Here is a 22,021-nt window from a genome sequence, read left to right as displayed (position 1 = left end):
AGTCTTAATTTTTATTTTCTAAAAAACGTTGCTTCAAATGTAGAACTATTTCCAACATTATCGGTAACAATTATTTTCAAATTATGTTCGGTATCTTCAATGATATTATCTGCAAAATTATAAACCAACAAATCTGTTTTATAATCATATTCCATTAAAATCCATTTTCCGTTTATGGTAGCTCTATAATTGCTTATTCCAGATAAATCATCATCAATTTTCACTTTCAAGTAATTATGTTTGCTTAGCCATTTTTTATCTTGAAAATTTACAGGTTTAATAGTTGGCCGTATTGTGTCAGTTTGAAGCGCAAAAGTTCCAAAAGATTTTGAACGTGCAGAAAGCACATCACCTTTTCTAGTGGTTCTAACATAATATGGTTTTTTATAATACCCATAAAGTTTAGCTATAAAAAGTTTACTCTTGTCGCCATCGTTATAATTGCTGATATCGTAATTGATGGTAAAGTTTTTCATAATAGGAACAATATCTTTGTGTAAGATTAAAGTATCACTTTTAACCCCAAAATCTATATAGAAGTCATCGTAGAAAGAGTTTGAAGGGAAGTATACCGAAATGTTTCTGTCACTTAATTCATTTACTTGGTCTTTAAAAATGTAATGCTTTGGTGTTATGCTTTCACCTTCTAGAACTTCTTTGTGCTTTTTTCCTTTAATAGGAATTGAAAGCCAAGTTTCATTGCCTTTAAAATCTCTTATGCGGACTTTGTAAACCGAAGATGTGCTATCTTCAACTTTTATGTAACCATTATCAGAAACATCTTTAAAAAGGCTTAATGTGTTTCCTGGTTCTATAAATAATTTTTGTATTCGCGATTTTTTAGTTTTAAAGATTTCGAAATCTATATAACGATTTAAATGTTTGGTTTCATTAAAACTAAAACGTTTAAAATCTACTTCTAAATTTTTATTCCCATTAAAAAATGACTGTATGTTACTTACTCCGTTTTTGTTTGTAGCTAAATCTTGTTGGTCATAACTTACAATTCCAAATCCTATATCGCCAAATGCTTCAATAGGTTCTACACTATAATCTCCATTTTTACTCGGAATTAATCTTAGTTCTTTTCTAACTTTAGATTCGTCTACATAAGAGTTTTTGTTTTTTGGGTAAGCATAAACTTTAGAGACAACAGGCGCTTTAGAGTCGTCTATATCTATTCCAAAAAGCATTGGATTTATTGGTCTTTCTGCATTGTCTCTAATTTCAAAATGCAAATGAGGTCCGCCAGAACTACCTGAATTTCCAGAAAATGCTACAATCTCATCAGTAGCAATAGGTAATTCATCTGGCGAAGGAAAAACTTCTACCTCGTAGGTTTCTTTTTGATATTGGCATTCTTTAATGTAAGCTTCAATTGCAGGAGAAAATTTTTGTAAATGAGCATATACACTTACATAGCCATTTGGGTGCGTAATATATAAGGCTTTGCCATAGCCAAAATGTGAAATTTTAATTCTACTCACATAGCCTTGAGCGGCTGCATAAACTTTTAAGCCTTTGCGTTGTTGGGTTTTTATATCTAAACCAGAATGAAAGTGATTTGAACGCAATTCTGCAAAAGTTCCAGAAAGCACAAGTGTAACATCTAAAGGGCTTCTAAAATAGTCTTTTGGATATTTTACTTGAGAGAAAGCTAAATGAGAACATAATAGGATTAATAAAAATTGCTTCATATGCATGTATCTAACGCTAAAATATCAATTTGAATATAATCTACAAAAGGATATTTAATTAATGCACTCTAACTCAACAATAAAGGAACATTAGCAAACTATTTAAAAATTTATTACAAAACAATTGTGTTTTTTAGCTTAGGTGTATTAACTTTGTTACATCAGTATTGAAATTTGTAAATGAGTAAAATTGAAGATATTGTAGATTCTTTAGAGAATAAAATTAGTAAAATTTTGCATAAACTAGACGTTTTAAAGCAGACTAATACTAAACTTTCAAATGAATTAGCAATACAGCAACAAAAAAACATTCAGCAGCAAGAAGATTTAAGTTCTTGGGTTGAAAAATATGAAGCTCTTAAAATGGCAAATTCATTACTAGGCAGTGACGAAAATAACAGAGAAACAAAGCTCAAAATAAATACATTAATTAGGGATATTGACCATTGTATTGCTCAATTATCTGAATAATGTTAATTTAATTTAATGGCAGAACAGCTTAAAATAAAGCTATCTATAGCAAATAGAGTATATCCTTTAACGATTGCGCCAAGTCAAGAAGAAGGTTTACGTAAAGCAGCTAAAAAGATTGAAACCATGATAAGTCAGTTTGAGCAAAACTATTCTGTAAGAGATAAACAAGATGTATTAGCCATGTGTGCTTTACAGTTTGCATCTCAAGTAGAACAGAAAACAATAGATAAAGCAGATGTTAATGAAGAAGTTGAAGCAAAGCTTAATGCTTTAAATCAATTACTACATTCTCATTTAAGCTAACGTTCATTTAAATAAAATTAGGTTACTGCCTACATTAGTTATTTTTTTTGATAAACTCAACGTTAATTCTTTAAAAAGGGTGAGTTTAAGTTGTAAAATCGTGCTGTTAGTACTGAATTTTTTTAGTATTTAGAACAGATTTTTGATCAGCTTGTTAGCCCTAAACTTGTTTTTAAGGAGTTTATACAAAACTTTATGCTGGTGTAGGCTTTTTTATATACAAAAAACACTAACTAAACATGGAAACGAATACAATTTTATTGATTGTTGGAGGAATAGTATTAGGTGTAATACTAGGATATATTATAGCAAAATCTCTAGAAAAGAGTAACGCTTCAAAATTGATTAAAAATGCACAAAATGAAGCTAAAAACATTTTAAAACAAGCTAATAGTGAAGGTGAGTCTATTAAAAAAGACAAAATACTTCAAGCAAAAGAAAAATTTATTGAGCTTAAAGCAGAGCACGAGAAAGTTATTTTATCTCGTGACAAAAAAATGGCTGAAGCCGAAAAACGCACCAGAGATAAAGAGTCTCAAATTTCAAACGAACTTTCTAAAAACAAAAAATCTAATCAGAGTTTAGAGCAAAAGATTAAAGATTATGATTTTCGTTTAGAATTTTTAGAAAAGAAAAAGGACGAAGTTGAGAAAGCCCATAAAAGTCAGATAAAGCAATTAGAAGTCATCTCTAGTCTATCTGCCGAAGATGCAAAGTCGCAACTTGTAGAGTCTCTTAAAAATGAAGCTAAAACAGATGCTATGGCATTTGTTCAAGATAGTATAGAAGAAGCAAAACTCACAGCGCAACAAGAGGCTAAAAAAATTATCATAAGTACAATACAACGTATAGGTACAGAAGAGGCAATTGATAATTGTGTGTCTGTATTTAATATCGAGTCAGACGATGTTAAAGGTCGTATTATTGGTCGTGAAGGACGTAACATACGTGCTATAGAAGCTGCTACTGGTGTTGAGATTATTGTAGATGATACGCCAGAAGCAATTATATTATCTTGTTTTGATTCTGTTAGACGTGAAATAGCTCGCCTATCATTACATAAATTAGTAACAGATGGTAGAATTCATCCAGCTAGAATTGAAGAAGTTGTTAGAAAAACTCAAAAACAAATTGAACAAGAAATTATTGAAGTTGGAAAACGTACAGTTATAGACTTAGGTATTCATGGTTTGCACCCTGAACTTATTAAGTTAGTTGGACGTATGAAGTATCGTTCGTCTTATGGGCAAAATTTATTACAGCATTCACGTGAAGTGGCAAAGCTTTGTGGCGTTATGGCGGCAGAATTAGGTTTAAACCCTAAACTAGCTAAACGTGCAGGGTTATTACATGATATAGGAAAAGTTCCAGATTCTGAAGCAGATATGGAAACACCACACGCAATTTTAGGTATGCAATGGGCAGAAAAACATGGTGAAAAACCAGAGGTATGTAATGCTATTGGCGCGCACCATGACGAAGTAGAAATGACGACTTTATTATCTCCTATAATTCAAGTGTGTGATGCAATTTCTGGGGCAAGACCAGGAGCAAGACGTCAAGTATTAGATTCTTACATTCAACGTCTTAAAGACCTTGAAGAAGTTGCATTTGGGTTTAACGGCGTAAATAAAGCATATGCTATACAAGCAGGTAGAGAATTACGTGTAATTGTAGAAAGTGAAAAAGTTACTGATGACCAAGCTGCTAATTTATCGTTTGAAATTTCTCAAAAAATTCAAACAGATATGACGTATCCTGGACAAGTAAAGGTTACCGTTATTAGAGAAACAAGAGCTGTAAATATTGCTAAGTAATTAGTATTATATAGTTGTGAATAAAAAAAGCATTCAATTTAATTGAATGCTTTTTTATTTTCTAGGATGAAATTCCATGAGAACATTTTTTAAATGACTTCTGTCAATATGCATATAAACTTCTGTTGTTGTAATGCTTTCATGCCCAAGCATAAGCTGTATAGCTCTTAAGTCTGCACCATTTTCTAGTAAATGTGTCGCAAATGAATGCCTAAATGTATGAGGAGAAATACTTTTATTTAAATTAATTTTAACCGCAAGCTGTTTAATGATAGTAAATATCATTGCTCTTGTTAATTGCTTTCCGCGTCTATTTAAAAACAAAGTATCCTTGTATTCTGGTTGAATATTTATATGCGTTCTAACTTCATTTCTATAAATATTAATAAACTTTTGAGTAGATTTTTCAATGGGTACAAAACGTTGTTTGTCTCCTTTACCAGTAACCTTTATAAAACCTTCATCAAAAAATAAATCAGACAGCTTTAAGTTAGTGAGCTCACTAACCCTTAGTCCGCAGCTATATAATGTTTCGAGAATGGCTCTGTTTCTTTCGCCTTGCGGCTTACTTAAATCTATAGCAGCAATCAATTGATCAATTTCTTTAGTACTTAAAGTATCAGGAAGCTTACGACCAATTTTTGGCGATTCAATATGGTCTAAAGGATTTGTGCCTCTGTAATCTTCAAAAACCAAATAACTAAAAAAGCTTCTTAACCCAGAGATTAAACGCGATTGCGACCGAGCATTTAAGGTTTTTGAAGCTTCGTATAGAAAAGTCTGTATTATGTTGTGAGGTATGTATATAGGTGAAATGGTTATAGAATTTTCTTCTAAATAATTAATGAGTTTATAAATATCTAACACATAATTATTAATTGAGTTTTGAGATAAGCCGCGTTCAATTTTTAAATAATGCTTATAATCTTTTAGAGCATGTTGCCATTTCATTTAATAACATAATTTAGAGTAAAGGTATTTAGAATTTAATAAGATACACAAATTAATATACGCTAAATGTCGTATTTTTTGTAAAAAATGTTAATAAATGAATTTGTAATTAATTGATATGTAGATATTTGTGTTTTTATTTACAATAAATTGTTAATAAGTCGTTAATAATTGTTTAATAATTAAAAAAAAAGGCTTTAGTTTGTACTAATCAATTTTAAAAACTTAATAAATTATGAAAAAATTATTTTTATTTGCTGCAGTAGCAGTTTTTGGATTAACAAGTATGAATGCTCAAGGCCTTAAGGCTGGAGTAAGTGGTGGTTTTATTTCTGGGGATTTTAGTGATGGATATTCGTTTAATATTTCTGTAGATGTTACTAATTTGTGGGATGTTTCTGAAGATTTTGATGCAGGTGTTACTGCTGGTTATTCGCATTCTATAGGTAAAGATAATATCGATGCTGCAGGTTTTCTGCCTATCGCAGGTGCTGCCCGTTATAATATTTCAGAAGAATTTACATTAGGTGCAGATTTAGGATATGCAGTAGGAATTAGTCCAGATGGTAATGATGGAGGGTTTTACTACTCTCCAAGACTTCAATATGGAGTAAGTGATTCTATTGATATAGTAGCTGCATATCGTGGAGTTAGTGTTGATGGTGGGACATTTAATACCATTACTTTCGGAGTTGAATTTGGTATATAATTAAAAAATATAAATTCAAAAAAAGAGAGCTAATTAGTTCTCTTTTTTTTGTTTAAAAAGGTATTAAAAATGAGGCTTTATGTATTGATAATCAACTACATAAAATTTTATTTGTTAATAAAACTGTTAATAAATAGAAATTAAAGACCAAATAGGTAAACAAAAAGTACATAGTTTGGAGTAATTAATCTTTAAAATCTATAATATTATGAAAAAAGTATTTTTATTTGCTGCCTTGGCAGTATTTGGATTATCGAGCATTAACGCTGGAGAAGGCGATGAAGACAACGATGCTTTTACAGGTGGTTTTTCTCAAGGAGATTACTTTGTATCTGGTGAAATTGGTTATTGGTCTGAAAAAACAGGAGATAACAAGAATAATATTTTTCATGCCAGCCCTTCTGTTGGCTATTTTTTAAATGATAATATAGCACTTTCTGTAGGAATAAATTATGAAAGCGATAAAGATGAAAATGGTTCTTTTGAAGATACCATGACTACATTTGGTGGGAGACTATCTGCATCTTATTTCTTTAATCCCGAAAAACGATTTAATCCTTATATAAAAGGTGGTGTAGGTTTTGAAAGTACAAAATACGAGCAAACTGGTAGCGATGAGTCTAAAGCTACTGGTTTTAGAGTACGCGTTGCTCCTGGTGTTAATTACCATTTGTCAAATTGTTTTTCAGTTTATGCAAACCTAGGTGGTATAACATATTCTACACTTAACCCAGATGGTGATGGCGACTCAACTAATGAATTTCATTTTGACTTAGGAATGAAAAGACTCAGGTTTGGTGCGAGATATCAGTTTTAAGTACCTACAATATTATAAAAAGGGAAGCAAAAGCTTCCCTTTATTATTTGTAAAATACTAGTTATTAGTAGTATAAGAAAATTCTGATAGATTTTAAGCAAATTGCTAGGTCAATAGCAAGCCAAAACTTACTTTTGCCGACTAATTTTAATTAATTTAAACAAATCTATTATGAAAAAATTATTGCTATTATCTGCATTTGCAGTATTTGGATTATCAAATGTTAATGCACAAGACTCTGGAGATATTGAGTTAGGTATTGGTTTGGGATTAAACCTATCTAATGTTTCAGATATACAAGGAAACAATAACGCTAAATCTAAAATTGGATTTAATCTATCTGGTTCTGGTGAGTACTATTTTTCTGACCGATGGGGAATTAAAGCAAAACTAATTTACGATCAAAAAGGTTGGGCTGATGGCTTTATCTATAATGTTGATACTGATGTTAATGTTATTACTGACTTTAAATTGAACTACCTGTCTGTACCAGTAATGGCTAATTGGCACTTTGGAAGTAATCGAAACTGGTATTTAAATTTTGGACCGTATATTGGGTTTGTAATTAATGCTGAAGATTCTGAGCTTGGTTTAGATGTTAAAGAAGGATTTAAAAGCACTGACTTTGGTCTTGCATTTGGCATAGGATATAAGTTTGAAATTAATGATAACATTAAATTATTTGTTGAGTATGACGGACAATCTGGATTTTCTGATATTTTTGAAGAAAACGCAGGAGATTCTATACGAAATGGAAGAAGTAGTTTTAATGTAGGTGCTTTGTTTTCATTATAATTTAAGATTTATTTTTCATGAAACCGAGGCAAAGTGCTTCGGTTTTTTTATGCTCATTTTTTTGATACCTTTACTCTATGAAGAAACTTATTATCATTAATGGCCCAAACCTTAATCTTTTAGGTAAGCGTGAACCTAATATATATGGAAGTTTGTCGTTTACTGAGTTTTTAGATAAAGTTAAACAGAAATATTCTAACATAGAGATTGATTATTATCAATCTAATATAGAAGGAGAGCTTATTGATAAGCTTCAAGAGGTTGGTTTTTTATATAATGGTATTATTCTAAATGCTGCAGCTTATACGCATACTTCGGTTGGTATTGGTGACGCTGTAAAGGCAATTGAAACACCAGTAGTAGAAGTGCATATTTCTAATACATTTAATAGAGAAGAATTTAGACACAAATCATTTATTTCTCCTAATGCTAAAGGTGTTATTCTAGGTTTTGGTTTGCAAAGTTATGAACTAGCAATACAGAGTTTTATTTAAAGTGGTTAAGATTATTTTTTTAGTTTTTTGTAGAAACGCTTTTCGATATACTCGTATGTGAAATAAGAATATAAGCATACCATAGCAATTAATAATATTTCTGAAAATATAATATATTCTTTACTCACTCCAATGGCTTTAATAATTATCATATTATACAAGATTATCATCAATGTATGATTTAGGTATATAGAGTAAGACCACTGCCCGAGTTTTTGAAATAATTGTAGTCTTAATAATTGTGAGACTATTCCTTTTTCCATTGAAAAAACAAAAAGAAGTAAACCAAAGACTATGTGCACAATAAAAAAATAGTCTTTATAATATCCCATATTACAAACCACATATAGTACTAAAATTAAAACTAAAACTTCTAATACATTGCCAATAATTTTTGATATTCTATTTAATAGCACTAAAAAGTAATTTCTCAATATGTATACTATTATTCCAAAATAAAACCCTATAAAACCTCTAATAAAACTAAATTTAAAGTCTACAGAAACTTTGTAAGTATTATATTTTAAAACAAAAAAGAGGTATCCAAAACATATAATAAGAAATGAAATAAAGAATGTTACTTTCTTTTTTTTAAGCCATAAAAGAGACGTCAGTATAAATAAAAAATAAGTTATTAGTTCTGCACTTATAGACCAATTTTGACCATTCCAATTAAACCCAGAAAAGAAAGGAGTAGAATTTAATAGAAATAATTGAGGCCAAAAAGAAGTCATTGTATTATACTTAAATGGGACTATACTATATGTAATATAATCTGATGTTAAGTATTTGATGAATTCTAAAATTAATAGAATTAGTAATGTGTATACATGCAAAGGTATAAGACGCTTTATTCTTTTTGTAATAAAAGATTTACTTGTGCTAAAATCATATAACTTGTTTTTATAATTATGATAAATAACAAAACCACTTAGCACAAAAAATAAATCGACAAAAACTCCAGAACCTTTTATAAATGCATTTGCAGTTAAACTTGATAGTTTTGGCATATGATACAGAAAAACCAAAAGAGCGGCAAGCCCTCTAAAAGCATCTAAAACATAAAACCTTCTTATTGTATCCAAATATCAAGTGTTATTATGGTAAAATAATTTAACTAAAATATGAATAAAAAAGACGATTCTATTAGAATCGTCTTTTTTATGTTTTTTAATTATTTGTTATAGGTGTATGACTTCATCGTAAGCATCAGCTACAGCTTCCATAACAGCTTCGCTCATTGTTGGATGCGGATGTACCGCTTTTAGCACTTCATGACCAGTAGTTTCTAATTTTCGTCCTAATACAGCTTCAGCTATCATATCTGTAACGCCAGCACCAATCATATGGCATCCCAACCATTCGCCATATTTAGCATCAAAAATTACTTTTACAAAGCCGTCTTTTGTGCCAGCAGCACTTGCTTTACCAGAAGCTGAAAACGGAAACTTACCAACTTTTATATCTAAACCTTGGTCTTTGGCTTGCTTTTCGGTTAAACCAACACTTGCAATTTCTGGAGATGCATAAGTACATCCAGGAATGTTTCCATAATCTAATGCTTCTACATGTAGTCCTGCAATTTTTTCTACGCATAAAATGCCTTCAGCAGATGCAACGTGTGCTAAAGCTTGTCCAGGAGTAACGTCTCCAATGGCATAATAGCCAGGAATGTTGGTTTGATAATAATCATTCACCAATATTTTATCGCGATCTACAGCAATACCTACATCTTCTAAGCCAATGTTTTCTATATTAGTTTTAATACCTACAGCAGAAAGAATAATATCTGCTTCAAGAATTTCTTCGCCTTTTTTAGTTTTAACTGTAGCTTTAACACCTTTTCCAGATGTATCAACATTAGTTACTTCGGCAGAAGTCATAATTTTAATGCCACTCTTTTTAAAGCTACGCTCTAATTGTTTAGAAACATCTATATCTTCTACAGGAACAATATTTGGCAAATATTCAACAATGGTAACTTCTGTTCCCATTGAGTTGTAAAAATATGCAAATTCAACACCAATGGCTCCAGAACCAACAACAATCATCTTTTTTGGTTGCGATGGTAAAGTCATTGCCTCTCTATAACCGATTACTTTTTTGCCATCCTGTGGTAGGCTAGGTAACTCACGAGAACGTGCTCCAGTTGCTATTACTATATGATCTGCACTGTATTCTTTTCCATCAACATCAATCTTTTTTCCAGGCTTTAGTTTTCCAAAACCTTCAATGACATCAATTTTGTTTTTCTTCATTAAGAATTTCACGCCATTACTCATGCCTTCTGCAACACCACGACTTCTTTTTACAACAGCATTAAAATCTTTGTCTGCATCTTTTACAGATAAGCCATAGTCTTCTGCATGTTTTAAATATTCAAAAACTTGAGCAGATTTTAATAAAGCTTTTGTTGGTATACAACCCCAATTTAAACAAACACCACCAAGACTTTCTTTTTCTACAACAGCAGTTTTAAAGCCTAATTGTGAAGCACGAATAGCAGTTACATAACCACCAGGACCGCTTCCTAAAACTATAATATCATATTTACTCATGCGTATTTTTTTTAGTCATTTTTTGAAGCAACGAAGTTACAAAACCTAAATGTAATATTAAAGGTCTTCAGTAAAATGTCTGCGACCTTTTTTATTAGCAAATTTTTCTTGATTATAGTTTGAAGATTTTCCTTTTGGTATTGATAATGATTGCCAATGCTTTCCTTTAATGAGTTTACCAATAAATGCAATTTGCCCAACGTGATAGCTATAATGAGATAGCTGTCTGTTTATGGCTTCAGTAATAGTGTGACCTTGGTTTCTAATATAAATAATACGTTCTAAATCGTTTTGAGATAAAGGCTTAATGGCTTTAAATAGACATTCCCAACCTAGGTTCCATGTTTTTAATAGTTCATCTTTACTAGTGAAAGTGTCTATAAATTCTTGATCTCTATGTCTCCATTCTTTTTCGCCATCTTCATTTAAAAAGTTAGTCCATCTGCTTAACATGTTTCCGGCTAAATGTTTTACTATTATAGAAATACTGTTGGAGTCTTGAGAAAATTCTTTTTGAAGCTCTTCAAAGCTTAATTGATTAAATGTTTTATCTCCTAGGCTTTTATAATATTCAAATTGTTTTGTAATGCTAGTTAGATATGAATCTTTCATTGCTTTAAAATTTATAATATAAAAATAGTGATACAAAACCTTTGTTGCTATCAATTATGATAGCTAGTTTTTATATCACTATTGTATTTAATGAATAAGTTAAACTATTCTGAAGGCACAAATTTTAAAGCAGCACCATTAATACAATGACGTTTTCCTGTAGTATTTCTAGGACCATCATCAAAAACATGACCTAAATGTCCGCCGCAGGTTGCACAATGTTCTTCATTTCTTGTATAGCCTAAGTTATTGTCTGTGCCATAAGCAACATTGCCTTTTATTTCTCTATCAAAGCTTGGCCATCCCGTACCAGAATCAAATTTATGTTCACTTTTAAATAGTGGTGTATCACAAGCAGCACAATAAAAAACACCTTTACTGTATTCTTTATTTAAAGGACTAGTAAATGGTCTTTCTGTGCCAGCTTTTCTAAGTACATAATATTGTTGTTTTGTAAGCTGTTTTTTCCATTCTGCATCTGTTTTAGTAACGGTATAAGCTTTTTCTGTAGTTTTGTTTTTTTGAGCAGAACTATTGCAACTAAAAAACAGAAAAGTAATGGCTATTAATACTATGTTTTTCATGTAATTAGAAATTTGTGTTTGATTTGTATTAGGTCGGATAGAAAATTAAAACTTAACAAAGAGAGTTTTGTTTTTTTTAAATTATGTGACATTCTAAGTAAAAATGTGTCTAAATTTTTGGAACGTTTTTTGTACTTTTATATATAAATATTAAAACCATTAATAATGAACTTTAAAAATAGTATAATAGCATTTGGAACTATAGTTATGTTCTTGTCATGTGCTACAAATCCTTTTACAGGAAATAAAACTTTAGCATTTGTTTCTAATGACCAGTTATTTCCATCAGCTTTTGCGCAATATAATCAGTTTTTAACAGAAAATAAAGTTGTAAAAGATACTCCTGATGCAGAGATGATTAAAAGAGTTGGGCAGCGTATTGCTGTTGCTGCCGAGCGTTGGTTAAACGCTAATGGACATCAAGGGTATTTAGATGATTATAAATGGGAATATAATTTAGTAAATGATAAGACAGTTAATGCTTGGTGTATGCCAGGAGGAAAAATAGTGTTTTATACAGGAATTTTACCTATAGCACAAAACGAAACTGGTGTTGCTGCAATTATGGGACATGAAGTTGCTCATGCTTTGGCCAATCATGGGCAGCAACGTATGAGTGCTGCTTATATACAACAAGGTATAGCCGTTGGAGGAAACCTGCTGTTAAAAGATGATAAAAATTTAGGAATTTATAATCAAGCCTTTGGTATTGCTTCTAATGTTGGAGGTATGTTGCCTTTTAGTAGAAGTCATGAAACTCAATCTGATGAGATTGGATTACGTTTAATGGCAATTGCTGGTTATAATCCTGATGAAGCTGCTGAGTTATGGAAAAGAATGAAAGCTAATAGTGGAGGACAAGCACCGCCAGAATTTTTAAGTACGCATCCATCAAACGATACGCGAATTGCTAACTTAACAAAATGGGCTCCTGAAGCAAAAGCTGAAGCTCGTAAATTTGGAATTACTTCATTTAGAGAATAATAGTTAAGTCTAGATATTAAAATATTTGATTACTTTAGAAGCTGCTCATTTAAGAGCAGCTTTTTTATTTTTAATTATGGCAAAACTCGAAAAAGGAAGTAAAAAACTACTCAATGCTTGGGCATTTTACGATTGGGCAAATTCAGTTTATACACTAACAATTGCTTCGTCTATATTTCCTATATTTTATTCGGCATTGTTTTTAACAGATGATAAAACTGTTGAGGCCTTTGGCTTCAAATTCGATAATACGGCGTTAATTTTTTATGTTACAGCTTTCACGTTTCTAGTTGTAACATTTACATCTCCAATATTGTCAGGCATTGCCGATTATGTTGGAAACAAAAAGAGTTTCATGAAATTCTTTTGTTATTTAGGAGGTTTTGGTTGTATAGGTTTATTTTGGTTTAATCTAGATTCAATTTATTTAAGCTTGCTATTTTATTTTATGGGATTATTAGGATATTGGGGAAGTTTAGTGTTTTATAATTCATATTTGCCAGACATTGCTTTTGAAAAACAACAAGACAGTATAAGTGCTAAAGGTTTTTCGATGGGTTATATTGGAAGCGTAATTCTTCTACTTATTAATTTAGGAATGGTAATGTATCCGCAGTTTTTTGGTTTTGATATTGGAGAGACCGAAGTCGAGAAAGATGCAGCATCACTAAGAGCAATGCGCTATACGTTTATTACTGTTGGCTTATGGTGGATTTTATTTAGCCAATACACATTTTATATATTACCAAAAGGTGTTTCTAAAGGTCATAAAGTGACTAAAGAAGTTGTTTTTAATGGCTTAAAAGAACTAAAATTGGTTTGGATACAATTAAAAGAGGATTTAAGATTAAAACGATATTTAGCTGCTTTTTTTGTTTATAGTATGGCGGTACAAACCATTATGCTTGTTGCAACTTATTTTGGCGAACAAGAAATAGCATGGGGAAGTGCTAGTGAAAAAACTATGGGATTAATCATTAGTATACTGGTTATTCAGGTGGTTGCAATTTTTGGTGCAATATTAACATCTAGAGCGTCTTCAAAATATGGTAACATTAAAACATTAATAGCTGTTAATTTTGTTTGGATGGCATTATGTGTATGTGCATATTTTATAACGCTACCAATTCATTTCTATGTTACCGCAAGTTTTGTAGGTTTAGTTATGGGAGGCATTCAAGCATTATCGCGTTCTACGTATTCAAAATTTTTGCCTGAAACAGAAGATACAACATCATACTTTAGCTTTTTTGATGTTGCAGAAAAAATTGGAATTGTTATCGGTATGGCTATTTATGCTACAATGGTACAAGTCAGCACGATGCGTAATGCCATACTGTTTTTGTTTGTTTTCTTTTTTGTAGGAATAATTTTGCTATTTAGAGTTCCAAAAGAGAATGCATAATTAAATGAAAATTAGTATGTTTGTGAAAACCCAAATTCAGTTTATTATGAAAAAATTATTTGGCCTGTTAACTTGTTTGATTTTATTAACAGCATTTACATGCGAAGATGAACCATTAGATAGTGATTTTGATATTAGTACAGATCCAAATTTATCTTGTGAAGCAGCATTGTTGAATACGGCAAATGCAGCATTGTCTTTTGCAAGCGCAACTGAAGATAATTATGCTGCTTTGTGTGCAGCTTATAAGGTAGCTTTGCAAGCGCAAAGTTTAGCTTGTGGTGACGAAGACGGTAACATACAAACAGCCATAGATGCTTTAGGAGATTGCACAAATGATACTGTACCTAATGAAGGAATTGTTGGCACTTGGCTAGCTACATCTTGGATCTCTACTGAGCCAGTAGATATTAATAACGATGGAGAGGAAAGTACGGATTTATTAGCAGAATTTGATTGTTATGATAATGAAACTCTAGTGTTTAATGCAGACAATACAGGGATTATGATGAGTACATCTTATGCAGATGTAGAGTTTGAAATAGAAACAGGTACAACAGATTCATATATTTACACAGTAGATTGTGTAGAAGAAGTTGATAATACCAATTTCACTTGGACTCAAGTTGATAATGAAATAACAATTATAGATGAGTTTGATGTCGAGTCTGTTTGGACACTTAGCGGTAACCAATTGTCCACGGTCGTTCCTCAAGGCTTTATTGCTTTTGATAGTAACGATGCAACTGTAACAGTATCACAAGATTTAACCTTTATTTATACAAGACAATAAGAAATAGAATAATTGCATAAAAAAAGCCTCACATTTGAGAGGCTTTTTTTATGCAATTAAATTTTTAGTTGCTAATACTTCCAGAACCAGCAACTTTAGTGTCTTTTTTATCAGGATTACCTTTATAATTGATGTCTCCAGTTCCTGCTACACGAGCTTTTAAAGTTTTATTACTTACAACTTGGGCATCACCAGAACCTGCAACAGAAACAGTTGTATTATTTGCTTCTAAACCAAATCCGTGAAAATCACCAGAACCTGCAACTTTAGCCTCTAAATCATTTGTAGTTCCTTTTAATGTTAAATCACCAGATCCAGCAATACTGCCTTTTACAGAAGAAGCATCGATGTTTATGATTACATCACCAGAACCAGCTAGTGATACACTAAATGATGAAGCGTTAATTTTATCTTCATTCCATAAATCACCAGAACCAGCTAAAGAAACTTTTTCAATATCTTGAAACGGAATAGTAATTTTTATAGTTTTATTCCAACTAGGGCTTAAGTTTGCATTCTTTTTTGTTTTAACAATTAAATTGCCATTCTTAACTTCTGTTATAATATATTCTAATAAATTTTCTTCACCTTCTATAGTGATTTTACCTTCTGTTCCTTTTACTAATATATAGTCCATAGAACCTGCACATTTAATACCGTTATAGTCAGAAGTAGTTCTAGTTGCAGTTGTAACATTACCATTACCTTTTATTTTTTTGTTTCCAAAAATTTGTGCGTTACTAACATTAATAGACATTAATGTTAAGGCTAATAATAAGATTGATTTTTTCATAATACTCGTTTTTTTAATTGTTTTTTTTGGTTTGTTATTATAATTGTAAAGCACTAGTTGTATTTTGTTTTTTTGCTAATTCTATTTTTTCTCTTACGTTTTGTAATACCTCAATTCTACTTTGAAAATTTAAAATCATGGCTGTAATAATTAACTCATCATCAGGAGCAACGTTTAATCCTAATGTTAATTGATTATAATCTTCTTCTAGGACTTTAATTTCAAATAAAGCATCAACAATTAACTCTTGAAACTCAGGTGTATCTTCACTGTTAAGTTTGCTTAATTCAGTTTTTATTGCAGTTGTAAACAGTGTTTGAGTTTCTGCCATTGCAGGAGAAACACTTGCGAGTTCTCTAGATCCAACTTGTTGAGATTGATAAACGGTAAATATCCCAAAGCATATAATAATTGTTGCAGCTATACTTATAAATGGTTTCCAAAAACTAGATTTTTTAGCTGCTGAATTTACCAGAACATTATTTTGATTTTGTAACTTGTTTAAAAACCTATGCTCATGACCAGAACTTGGTGTTTCAACATTAAATTCATTATGTAATGTTTCAAATAAAGTGTCGATAGTTGTCTTCTTCATTTATATATAATTTTAATGTTGAACTATTGGTTCTAATTTTTGCCTTAAGCTTTCTTTAGCGCGAGATATCATCGTTCTAGAGTTTGCTTGAGAAATGTTCATGATTTCTGAAACTTCTTCATAATCGTAACCTTCAATTAAATGTAAAGTCAAACATATTTGATAGTTGTCTTTAAGCAGTTTCATAGTATCTAATACCTGAGCAGCTTTTATATTTGTAATCTCATGATTTTCTATATCATTAGAGCTATCTTCAATTTTATACATTACATCATCTAAAGGAATAGCGTTGTATTTACTATTTTTTTTATAATGGTAAATACTGTTATTAATTACAATGCGCTTTAACCAACTACCAAAAGTGTTTGCTTCTTTTAAGCTATCGAGTTTGGTAAAAGCTATCAGAAAAGAATTTTGCATAATATTTTCAGCTTCAAAATTATCTTTCACAATTCTGTAGGCTGTGTTATACATGGCTTTGTAATATCGATTATAAACTTCCAGTTGCGCGCTTTGGTTGTTTACTTTACAAAGTTGCAATAACTCTTTTATGTTTTGATTGGTTAGTAACAAAAAACTAGTGCTTTAAAATAAAGATGTAGATTAATTTGGTTTGTTACACTTTCATTAAAAAAAGTTTTTATTATGATATTTAGTAATGGCATAACTATTGAAATTATATAAAGGTAGATAATTGAGTTTACATTGTAAATACTTGGTTTTCAGTAAAAACTCAATCTAATATTAATTAATAAGAAAACTAATTCTGTTGTTTTGATGACAGAATGACCTAAAAATAATATGGCAAAATCTAATTTTATAAGTCTTGACAGTTTGTCATTACAGGAGTTTGATGAAAATTCTGAGTTAATTCCTTTAATGACGCCTGAAGACGAAGCAAAAATAAATAGTGAAGTACTTCCAGAATCTTTACCAATATTACCATTGCGTAATACGGTTCTTTTTCCAGGTGTTGTAATACCTATTACAGCAGGACGAGACAAATCAATTAAACTAATTAATGATGCAAATAAAGGCGGTAAAGTTATTGGTGTTGTATCTCAAAAAGATGAAACAGTAGAAGATCCAACTGCTAAAGATATTTTTAAAAAAGGAACTGTAGCAAGAATTCTTAAAGTATTAAAAATGCCTGATGGTAATACAACTATTATTATTCAAGGCAAAAAACGTTTTGAAATTAATGAAGTCGTACAAGAGAAACCTTATATAACAGCAACAGTTAAAGATGTAGCAGAAGCTAAACCAGCAGTAGATAACCAAGAGTTTTCTGCAATTATAGAATCTATTAAAGAGTTGGCACTTCAAATAATAAAGGATAGTCCAAACATTCCTACAGAAGCCACTTTTGCTATTAAAAATATAGAAAGCAATTCATTTCTTGTAAATTTTGTGTCTTCTAATATGAATCTTTCAGTAGAAGAAAAACAAAAACTTTTAGAGATAAACGATTTAAAAGAACGTGCGCTTGCAACCTTAAAGTATATGAATGTTGAGTTTCAAAAATTGGAGCTTAAAAATGATATTCAATCTAAGGTGCAAAGCGACATGAATCAGCAGCAGCGCGAATATTTCTTACATCAGCAAATGAAAACCATTCAAGAAGAACTTGGAGGTGTTTCTTCTGGAGAAGAGTTAGAAGAGATGAGAATGCGTGCTAAAGATAAAGTTTGGGATGAAAAAGTTGCAGAACATTTTGATAAAGAACTAGCAAAAATGCAACGCATGAATCCTCAGGTTGCTGAGTATTCTATCCAGCGTAACTACTTAGATTTATTTCTTGATTTACCTTGGAATGAATTTAGTGAAGATAAGTTTGATTTAAAACGTGCTAAGAAAATTTTAGACAGAGACCATTATGGTCTAGATGACGTAAAAAAGAGAATCATAGAATATTTAGCAGTTTTAAAACTTCGTAATGACATGAAATCTCCAATTTTATGTTTGTATGGACCTCCAGGAGTTGGTAAAACATCTTTAGGAAAATCTATTGCAGAAGCATTAGGTAGAGAGTATGTTCGTATGTCTTTAGGAGGTTTAAGAGATGAAGCAGAAATTAGAGGCCATAGAAAAACATATATAGGAGCGATGCCAGGACGAATTCTTCAGAGTTTGAAAAAAGCTGGTACTTCAAACCCTGTTTTTGTTTTAGACGAAATAGATAAGTTGTCAAATTCTCATCAAGGTGATCCTTCTTCAGCTATGTTAGAAGTTTTAGACCCAGAACAAAATAGTGAGTTTTATGATAATTTTCTGGAAATGGGTTACGACCTATCAAAAGTCATGTTCATTGCAACATCTAATAGCTTGAATACAATTCAACCTGCATTAAGAGATCGAATGGAAATTATTAATGTTTCTGGTTATACTATCGAAGAAAAAGTAGAAATTGGTAAGCGTCATTTATTACCAAAGCAGATAGAAGAGCATGGTCTTAAAGACAAGCACATAAAAATTGCTAAACCACAATTAGAAAAAATTGTAGAAGGCTACACAAGAGAATCTGGTGTTCGTGGCTTAGAAAAACAAATTGCAAAAATGGTGCGTTATGCAGCAAAAAATATTGCAATGGAAGAAGACTATAATGCAAAGATTTCTAATGAAGATGTTATTGAAGTATTAGGAGCTCCAAGATTAGAACGTGATAAATACGAAAACAATAATGTTGCAGGAGTAGTTACGGGCTTGGCTTGGACTAGAGTAGGTGGTGATATATTATTTATCGAATCTATTTTATCTAAAGGAAAAGGAAACTTGACCATTACTGGTAACTTAGGGAAAGTAATGAAAGAATCTGCAACAATAGCAATGGAATATATAAAAGCTAATGCAGATGAATTTGGTATTAAACCAGAAGTGTTCGAAAAGTATAATGTGCATATTCACGTTCCTGAAGGCGCAACACCTAAAGATGGACCAAGTGCAGGCGTAACGATGTTAACGTCATTAGTGTCGTTATTTACACAAAGAAAAGTAAAGAAAAGCTTGGCAATGACAGGAGAGATTACATTAAGAGGGAAAGTGCTTCCTGTTGGAGGAATTAAAGAAAAAATATTAGCAGCAAAACGTGCTAAAATTAAAGAGATATTGCTTTGCGAAGAGAATAAAAGAGACATTGATGAGATTAAACCAGAATACCTAAAAGGCTTAAAATTTCATTATGTCAGTGATATGAGTGATGTTTTAAAACTAGCGCTTATAAAACAAAAAGTTTCTAATGCAAAGAAATTATAACTTAAAAAGGCAACGTTTTGTTGCCTTTTTTTTATGCATTAAAAATAAAACAAACATACATTCGTTTTAAGATAGATTTATTTACTTTGCAAACTTATGCTAAAGAAGGTTACCACTGTTTTGTTTTTTGTCTGCTGCACAAGTGTTTTTGCACAGCTTGGAGGTGAATCTACATATCAGTTTTTAAACTTAGTATCGTCTCCTCGTCAAGCTGCACTTGGTGGTAAAGTACTCACTAATTACGATTATGATGTAACTAGTGGACTATACAATCCAGCCACAATTAATGCAGAAATGGATAATCAGTTAGCTGTAAACTATTCAAGCTATTTAGGAGGTATAAGTTATGGTACTGCAGCATATGCATACACTTGGGATCGTCATGTACAAACATTTCATGTTGGGATGACATATATTAACTACGGCACATTTGATGGCTATGATGTTAATGGTGTTTCTACAGGTACTTTTACAGGTACAGAAGGCGCTCTATCTGCTGGATACGCGTATAATATTCCGTTTACCGATTTTTATTTAGGAGTTAATGCTAAACTTATAGCATCTAAATTAGAACAATACAACTCGATTGGGATTGCTGCAGATTTTGGAGCAATGTATATTAATGAAAGATTAGATTTTCATGCAGCACTTACAATTAGAAATGTAGGAACTCAAATTGTAACCTTTGCCGGTTTGCGTGAAAAACTGCCTTTAGAAATTAGTTTTGGTATGTCTCAAACTTTAGAAAATATGCCATTACGTTGGCACTTAACTTTTGAGAATCTTCAAAAATGGCCAATAGGAGTGGCTAACCCTGCACGTGCTACAACAGATTTAGATGGAAATCAAACTCAAGAAGAAGTAGGTTTTCTTAATAAAGCATTACGTCATACAATTTTAGGTGCCGAATTATTTCCAGATAGAGGATTTAGTATTAGATTAGGCTATAACTTTAGAAGAGCAGAAGAATTACGAATTGTAGATCAGCGAAACTTCTCTGGTTTGTCTTTTGGTATTGGCTTAAAGCTTAATAAAATGAGATTTAGTTATACACATGCAAGATATACTAGTGCTGCAAACACAAGTTTTTTTGGATTACAAATAGATTTACGTTAATGAATAAAATTACAATTGCTATAGATGGATTTTCTTCAACAGGAAAAAGCACAGTTGCCAAGCGTTTGGCAAAAACTCTAGGATATGTGTTTGTTGATTCTGGTGCAATGTACAGAGCTGTTACTTTATATGCTCTGCAAAATGGGTTTATAGAAAAAGATTGCTTTGACCAAGACCAACTTGTTGATCAACTTAATAATATAAATATTAGCTTTAAGTTTAATGAAGATTTAGGTTTTGCAGAGTTGTTTTTAAATGGAGAAAATGTCGAAAAAGAGATTAGAACTTTAGAAGTCTCTCAGTTTGTGAGTCAAATAGCAACAGTTTCTGAAGTTCGTAAACAATTAGTCAAGCAACAACAAAACTTCGGGAAAGATAAAGGTGTTGTTATGGATGGTAGAGATATTGGAACCGTGGTTTTTCCAGATGCCGAGCTTAAACTATTTATGACAGCTTCAGCAGAGCGAAGAGCAAAACGAAGATATATAGAATTAATAGAGCGAGGAGATGATGTTGTCTATGATGATGTTTTAGAAAATGTAAAAACACGCGATTATATCGATTCAACTAGAGAAGATTCACCTTTAATGAAAGCAGAAGACGCAATAGAGATAGATAATTCTAATTTAACTTTAGAAGAACAATTTGAAAAAGTGTTGAATTTAGCTTTAGAAAAAATTGAGTTAAACGAATAAAAAAAAGCGACCTTGATTACTGAGCTTGTCGAAGTATGGTCGCTTTTTTTATGTCTTTATAGATTATAAATTCGGAATAATCAATTCTTGATCTGGATAAATTAAATCAGGGTTTTTTAATATGTCTGAATTAGCCGTAAAGATGTCTTTATACTTCATAGCATCACCATAATAATGCTTTGCAATTTTTCCTAAAGTCTCTCCACTTTTTACAGTATGTCTATGGTATACAGTATCATCAATAACTTTTATGTCTGCAATAATGTCGCTAGGGTTTTCACCACCAGATGCTTTAATGCTATCCCAAAGCAAGTTTTTCTCATACTGTGTTTTTGCGGCTCCAGACACTTTTAATACACCATTTTCTTCAGAAACATCGCCATTTTGAATGCCTAGTTCTTGGCCTAAATCCAATACATTTTTATATTTAGCCTTTATCATAATAATTATAGTTTTTAATGTTAATACTTACTCGTAAATATATCAATTTAAATGCCAAAAATATAATCTGTTTAGTACTCATTATTAACATTTTAGAACTTCAAATTAAATGAATTATAATACGTGTAATTATTTG

23 protein-coding genes and 1 other RNA gene are annotated in these 22,021 nt (G+C 31.2%); 14 read left to right on the top strand and 10 right to left on the bottom strand.

Annotated features, from left to right (window positions below; all coding sequences use genetic code 11):
* Window positions 1–11 precede the first annotated feature (11 nt).
* Window positions 12–1,697: a M23 family metallopeptidase gene (locus BXY80_RS08625; RefSeq protein WP_120201020.1), complete on the bottom strand. Its 1,686-nt coding sequence runs from the start codon at window positions 1,695–1,697 to the stop codon at window positions 12–14.
* A 180-nt stretch (window positions 1,698–1,877) separates the two neighbouring features.
* Between BXY80_RS08625 and BXY80_RS08620 the strand changes: the two genes are divergently transcribed.
* The 4 genes from BXY80_RS08620 to rny all read left to right on the top strand — a co-directional run bounded on the left by BXY80_RS08620 (window position 1,878) and on the right by rny (window position 4,291).
* A complete protein-coding gene (locus BXY80_RS08620) occupies window positions 1,878–2,168 on the top strand; it encodes a hypothetical protein (RefSeq protein WP_120201018.1) in 291 nt (96 codons plus the stop codon).
* A gap of 15 nt (window positions 2,169–2,183) precedes the next feature.
* Complete coding sequence (locus BXY80_RS08615) at window positions 2,184–2,474, top strand: cell division protein ZapA (RefSeq protein WP_120201016.1); 291 nt, start codon at window positions 2,184–2,186, stop codon at window positions 2,472–2,474.
* Between the two features lie 54 nt (window positions 2,475–2,528).
* Window positions 2,529–2,657, top strand: a non-coding RNA gene (ssrS, locus tag BXY80_RS08610) — 6S RNA.
* A 56-nt stretch (window positions 2,658–2,713) separates the two neighbouring features.
* Window positions 2,714–4,291, top strand: coding sequence for a ribonuclease Y (gene rny, locus BXY80_RS08605; protein ID WP_120201014.1), 1,578 nt, complete (start codon window positions 2,714–2,716; stop codon window positions 4,289–4,291).
* A gap of 54 nt (window positions 4,292–4,345) precedes the next feature.
* On the opposite strand, the gene xerD is transcribed toward rny, so the two are convergent.
* A complete protein-coding gene (gene xerD / locus BXY80_RS08600; protein WP_120201012.1) occupies window positions 4,346–5,242 on the bottom strand; it encodes a site-specific tyrosine recombinase XerD in 897 nt (298 codons plus the stop codon).
* Between the two features lie 235 nt (window positions 5,243–5,477).
* On the opposite strand from xerD, the gene BXY80_RS08595 reads away from it, so the two are divergent.
* The 4 genes from BXY80_RS08595 (at window position 5,478) to aroQ (ending at window position 8,057) form a co-directional block, all read left to right on the top strand.
* Window positions 5,478–5,951 carry an outer membrane beta-barrel protein gene (locus BXY80_RS08595; protein WP_120201010.1) on the top strand — a complete coding sequence of 158 codons (474 nt, stop codon included), beginning with the start codon at window positions 5,478–5,480 and terminating at the stop codon, window positions 5,949–5,951.
* 208 nt (window positions 5,952–6,159) lie between these two features.
* The gene (locus BXY80_RS08590; RefSeq protein ID WP_120201008.1) at window positions 6,160–6,768 is read left to right on the top strand and encodes an outer membrane beta-barrel protein; all 609 of its coding nucleotides are present in this window, start codon (window positions 6,160–6,162) and stop codon (window positions 6,766–6,768) included.
* A 171-nt stretch (window positions 6,769–6,939) separates the two neighbouring features.
* The gene (locus BXY80_RS08585) at window positions 6,940–7,563 is read left to right on the top strand and encodes a porin family protein (protein ID WP_120201006.1); all 624 of its coding nucleotides are present in this window, start codon (window positions 6,940–6,942) and stop codon (window positions 7,561–7,563) included.
* 77 nt (window positions 7,564–7,640) lie between these two features.
* Window positions 7,641–8,057: a type II 3-dehydroquinate dehydratase gene (aroQ, locus tag BXY80_RS08580; protein WP_120201004.1), complete on the top strand. Its 417-nt coding sequence runs from the start codon at window positions 7,641–7,643 to the stop codon at window positions 8,055–8,057.
* Between the two features lie 11 nt (window positions 8,058–8,068).
* Here the strand turns inward: aroQ and BXY80_RS08575 are convergent, their stop codons facing one another.
* From BXY80_RS08575 to msrB, 4 genes are all read right to left on the bottom strand, one after another.
* Entirely contained in the window at window positions 8,069–9,142 is a 1,074-nt protein-coding gene (locus BXY80_RS08575) for an acyltransferase family protein (protein WP_120201002.1), read from the bottom strand.
* Window positions 9,143–9,238: 96 nt separating this feature from the next.
* The gene (gene lpdA, locus BXY80_RS08570; RefSeq protein WP_120201000.1) at window positions 9,239–10,615 is read right to left on the bottom strand and encodes a dihydrolipoyl dehydrogenase; all 1,377 of its coding nucleotides are present in this window, start codon (window positions 10,613–10,615) and stop codon (window positions 9,239–9,241) included.
* Window positions 10,616–10,672: 57 nt separating this feature from the next.
* A complete protein-coding gene (locus tag BXY80_RS08565) occupies window positions 10,673–11,227 on the bottom strand; it encodes a DUF1572 family protein (protein WP_120200998.1) in 555 nt (184 codons plus the stop codon).
* A gap of 104 nt (window positions 11,228–11,331) precedes the next feature.
* A complete protein-coding gene (msrB, locus tag BXY80_RS08560; RefSeq protein WP_120200996.1) occupies window positions 11,332–11,811 on the bottom strand; it encodes a peptide-methionine (R)-S-oxide reductase MsrB in 480 nt (159 codons plus the stop codon).
* Window positions 11,812–11,976: 165 nt separating this feature from the next.
* On the opposite strand from msrB, the gene BXY80_RS08555 reads away from it, so the two are divergent.
* The 3 genes from BXY80_RS08555 to BXY80_RS08545 all read left to right on the top strand — a co-directional run bounded on the left by BXY80_RS08555 (window position 11,977) and on the right by BXY80_RS08545 (window position 14,993).
* Window positions 11,977–12,795, top strand: a complete 819-nt coding sequence (locus BXY80_RS08555; RefSeq protein WP_120200994.1) for a M48 family metallopeptidase — start codon at window positions 11,977–11,979, stop codon at window positions 12,793–12,795.
* 76 nt (window positions 12,796–12,871) lie between these two features.
* A complete protein-coding gene (locus tag BXY80_RS08550; RefSeq protein WP_120201551.1) occupies window positions 12,872–14,200 on the top strand; it encodes an MFS transporter in 1,329 nt (442 codons plus the stop codon).
* A gap of 46 nt (window positions 14,201–14,246) precedes the next feature.
* Complete coding sequence (locus BXY80_RS08545; RefSeq protein WP_147376118.1) at window positions 14,247–14,993, top strand: DUF5004 domain-containing protein; 747 nt, start codon at window positions 14,247–14,249, stop codon at window positions 14,991–14,993.
* A 64-nt stretch (window positions 14,994–15,057) separates the two neighbouring features.
* Here the strand turns inward: BXY80_RS08545 and BXY80_RS08540 are convergent, their stop codons facing one another.
* Genes BXY80_RS08540 through BXY80_RS08530 form a run of 3 tightly spaced genes read right to left on the bottom strand, consistent with a single transcriptional unit; the run spans window position 15,058 to window position 16,954 of the window.
* Window positions 15,058–15,786, bottom strand: a complete 729-nt coding sequence (locus tag BXY80_RS08540; RefSeq protein ID WP_120201549.1) for a head GIN domain-containing protein — start codon at window positions 15,784–15,786, stop codon at window positions 15,058–15,060.
* Window positions 15,787–15,823: 37 nt separating this feature from the next.
* Window positions 15,824–16,381, bottom strand: coding sequence for a hypothetical protein (locus BXY80_RS08535; protein WP_120200990.1), 558 nt, complete (start codon window positions 16,379–16,381; stop codon window positions 15,824–15,826).
* Between the two features lie 12 nt (window positions 16,382–16,393).
* A complete protein-coding gene (locus tag BXY80_RS08530) occupies window positions 16,394–16,954 on the bottom strand; it encodes an RNA polymerase sigma factor (protein ID WP_120200988.1) in 561 nt (186 codons plus the stop codon).
* A 228-nt stretch (window positions 16,955–17,182) separates the two neighbouring features.
* On the opposite strand from BXY80_RS08530, the gene lon reads away from it, so the two are divergent.
* The 3 genes from lon (at window position 17,183) to cmk (ending at window position 21,444) form a co-directional block, all read left to right on the top strand.
* Window positions 17,183–19,633 (top strand): endopeptidase La, encoded by a 2,451-nt coding sequence (gene lon, locus BXY80_RS08525; protein WP_120200986.1) that lies wholly within the window; start codon window positions 17,183–17,185, stop codon window positions 19,631–19,633.
* A gap of 96 nt (window positions 19,634–19,729) precedes the next feature.
* Window positions 19,730–20,749, top strand: coding sequence for a type IX secretion system protein PorQ (porQ, locus tag BXY80_RS08520; protein WP_120200984.1), 1,020 nt, complete (start codon window positions 19,730–19,732; stop codon window positions 20,747–20,749).
* Window positions 20,749–21,444, top strand: coding sequence for a (d)CMP kinase (gene cmk, locus BXY80_RS08515; protein WP_120200982.1), 696 nt, complete (start codon window positions 20,749–20,751; stop codon window positions 21,442–21,444). Before porQ ends, cmk begins: the two co-directional genes overlap by 1 nt.
* Before the next feature lie 63 nt (window positions 21,445–21,507).
* On the opposite strand, the gene BXY80_RS08510 is transcribed toward cmk, so the two are convergent.
* The gene (locus BXY80_RS08510; protein ID WP_211328347.1) at window positions 21,508–21,885 is read right to left on the bottom strand and encodes a LysM peptidoglycan-binding domain-containing protein; all 378 of its coding nucleotides are present in this window, start codon (window positions 21,883–21,885) and stop codon (window positions 21,508–21,510) included.
* Window positions 21,886–22,021 lie beyond the last annotated feature (136 nt).

The organism is Ichthyenterobacterium magnum (genome assembly GCF_003610635.1).
GTDB lineage: Bacteria > Bacteroidota > Bacteroidia > Flavobacteriales > Flavobacteriaceae > Ichthyenterobacterium > Ichthyenterobacterium magnum.
This window is presented reverse-complemented; position numbering and strand designations above follow the sequence as displayed.

Coding starts and splice junctions, on each gene's coding strand:
- BXY80_RS08625 (WP_120201020.1), bottom strand. CDS start 1,697: ATGAAGCAATTTTTATTAATCCTATTATGTTCTCATTTAGCTTTCTCT.
- BXY80_RS08620 (WP_120201018.1), top strand. CDS start 1,878: ATGAGTAAAATTGAAGATATTGTAGATTCTTTAGAGAATAAAATTAGT.
- BXY80_RS08615 (WP_120201016.1), top strand. CDS start 2,184: ATGGCAGAACAGCTTAAAATAAAGCTATCTATAGCAAATAGAGTATAT.
- rny (WP_120201014.1), top strand. CDS start 2,714: ATGGAAACGAATACAATTTTATTGATTGTTGGAGGAATAGTATTAGGT.
- xerD (WP_120201012.1), bottom strand. CDS start 5,242: ATGAAATGGCAACATGCTCTAAAAGATTATAAGCATTATTTAAAAATT.
- BXY80_RS08595 (WP_120201010.1), top strand. CDS start 5,478: ATGAAAAAATTATTTTTATTTGCTGCAGTAGCAGTTTTTGGATTAACA.
- BXY80_RS08590 (WP_120201008.1), top strand. CDS start 6,160: ATGAAAAAAGTATTTTTATTTGCTGCCTTGGCAGTATTTGGATTATCG.
- BXY80_RS08585 (WP_120201006.1), top strand. CDS start 6,940: ATGAAAAAATTATTGCTATTATCTGCATTTGCAGTATTTGGATTATCA.
- aroQ (WP_120201004.1), top strand. CDS start 7,641: ATGAAGAAACTTATTATCATTAATGGCCCAAACCTTAATCTTTTAGGT.
- lpdA (WP_120201000.1), bottom strand. CDS start 10,615: ATGAGTAAATATGATATTATAGTTTTAGGAAGCGGTCCTGGTGGTTAT.
- BXY80_RS08565 (WP_120200998.1), bottom strand. CDS start 11,227: ATGAAAGATTCATATCTAACTAGCATTACAAAACAATTTGAATATTAT.
- msrB (WP_120200996.1), bottom strand. CDS start 11,811: ATGAAAAACATAGTATTAATAGCCATTACTTTTCTGTTTTTTAGTTGC.
- BXY80_RS08555 (WP_120200994.1), top strand. CDS start 11,977: ATGAACTTTAAAAATAGTATAATAGCATTTGGAACTATAGTTATGTTC.
- BXY80_RS08550 (WP_120201551.1), top strand. CDS start 12,872: ATGGCAAAACTCGAAAAAGGAAGTAAAAAACTACTCAATGCTTGGGCA.
- BXY80_RS08545 (WP_147376118.1), top strand. CDS start 14,247: ATGAAAAAATTATTTGGCCTGTTAACTTGTTTGATTTTATTAACAGCA.
- BXY80_RS08540 (WP_120201549.1), bottom strand. CDS start 15,786: ATGAAAAAATCAATCTTATTATTAGCCTTAACATTAATGTCTATTAAT.
- BXY80_RS08535 (WP_120200990.1), bottom strand. CDS start 16,381: ATGAAGAAGACAACTATCGACACTTTATTTGAAACATTACATAATGAA.
- lon (WP_120200986.1), top strand. CDS start 17,183: ATGGCAAAATCTAATTTTATAAGTCTTGACAGTTTGTCATTACAGGAG.
- porQ (WP_120200984.1), top strand. CDS start 19,730: ATGCTAAAGAAGGTTACCACTGTTTTGTTTTTTGTCTGCTGCACAAGT.
- cmk (WP_120200982.1), top strand. CDS start 20,749: ATGAATAAAATTACAATTGCTATAGATGGATTTTCTTCAACAGGAAAA.
- BXY80_RS08510 (WP_211328347.1), bottom strand. CDS start 21,885: ATGATAAAGGCTAAATATAAAAATGTATTGGATTTAGGCCAAGAACTA.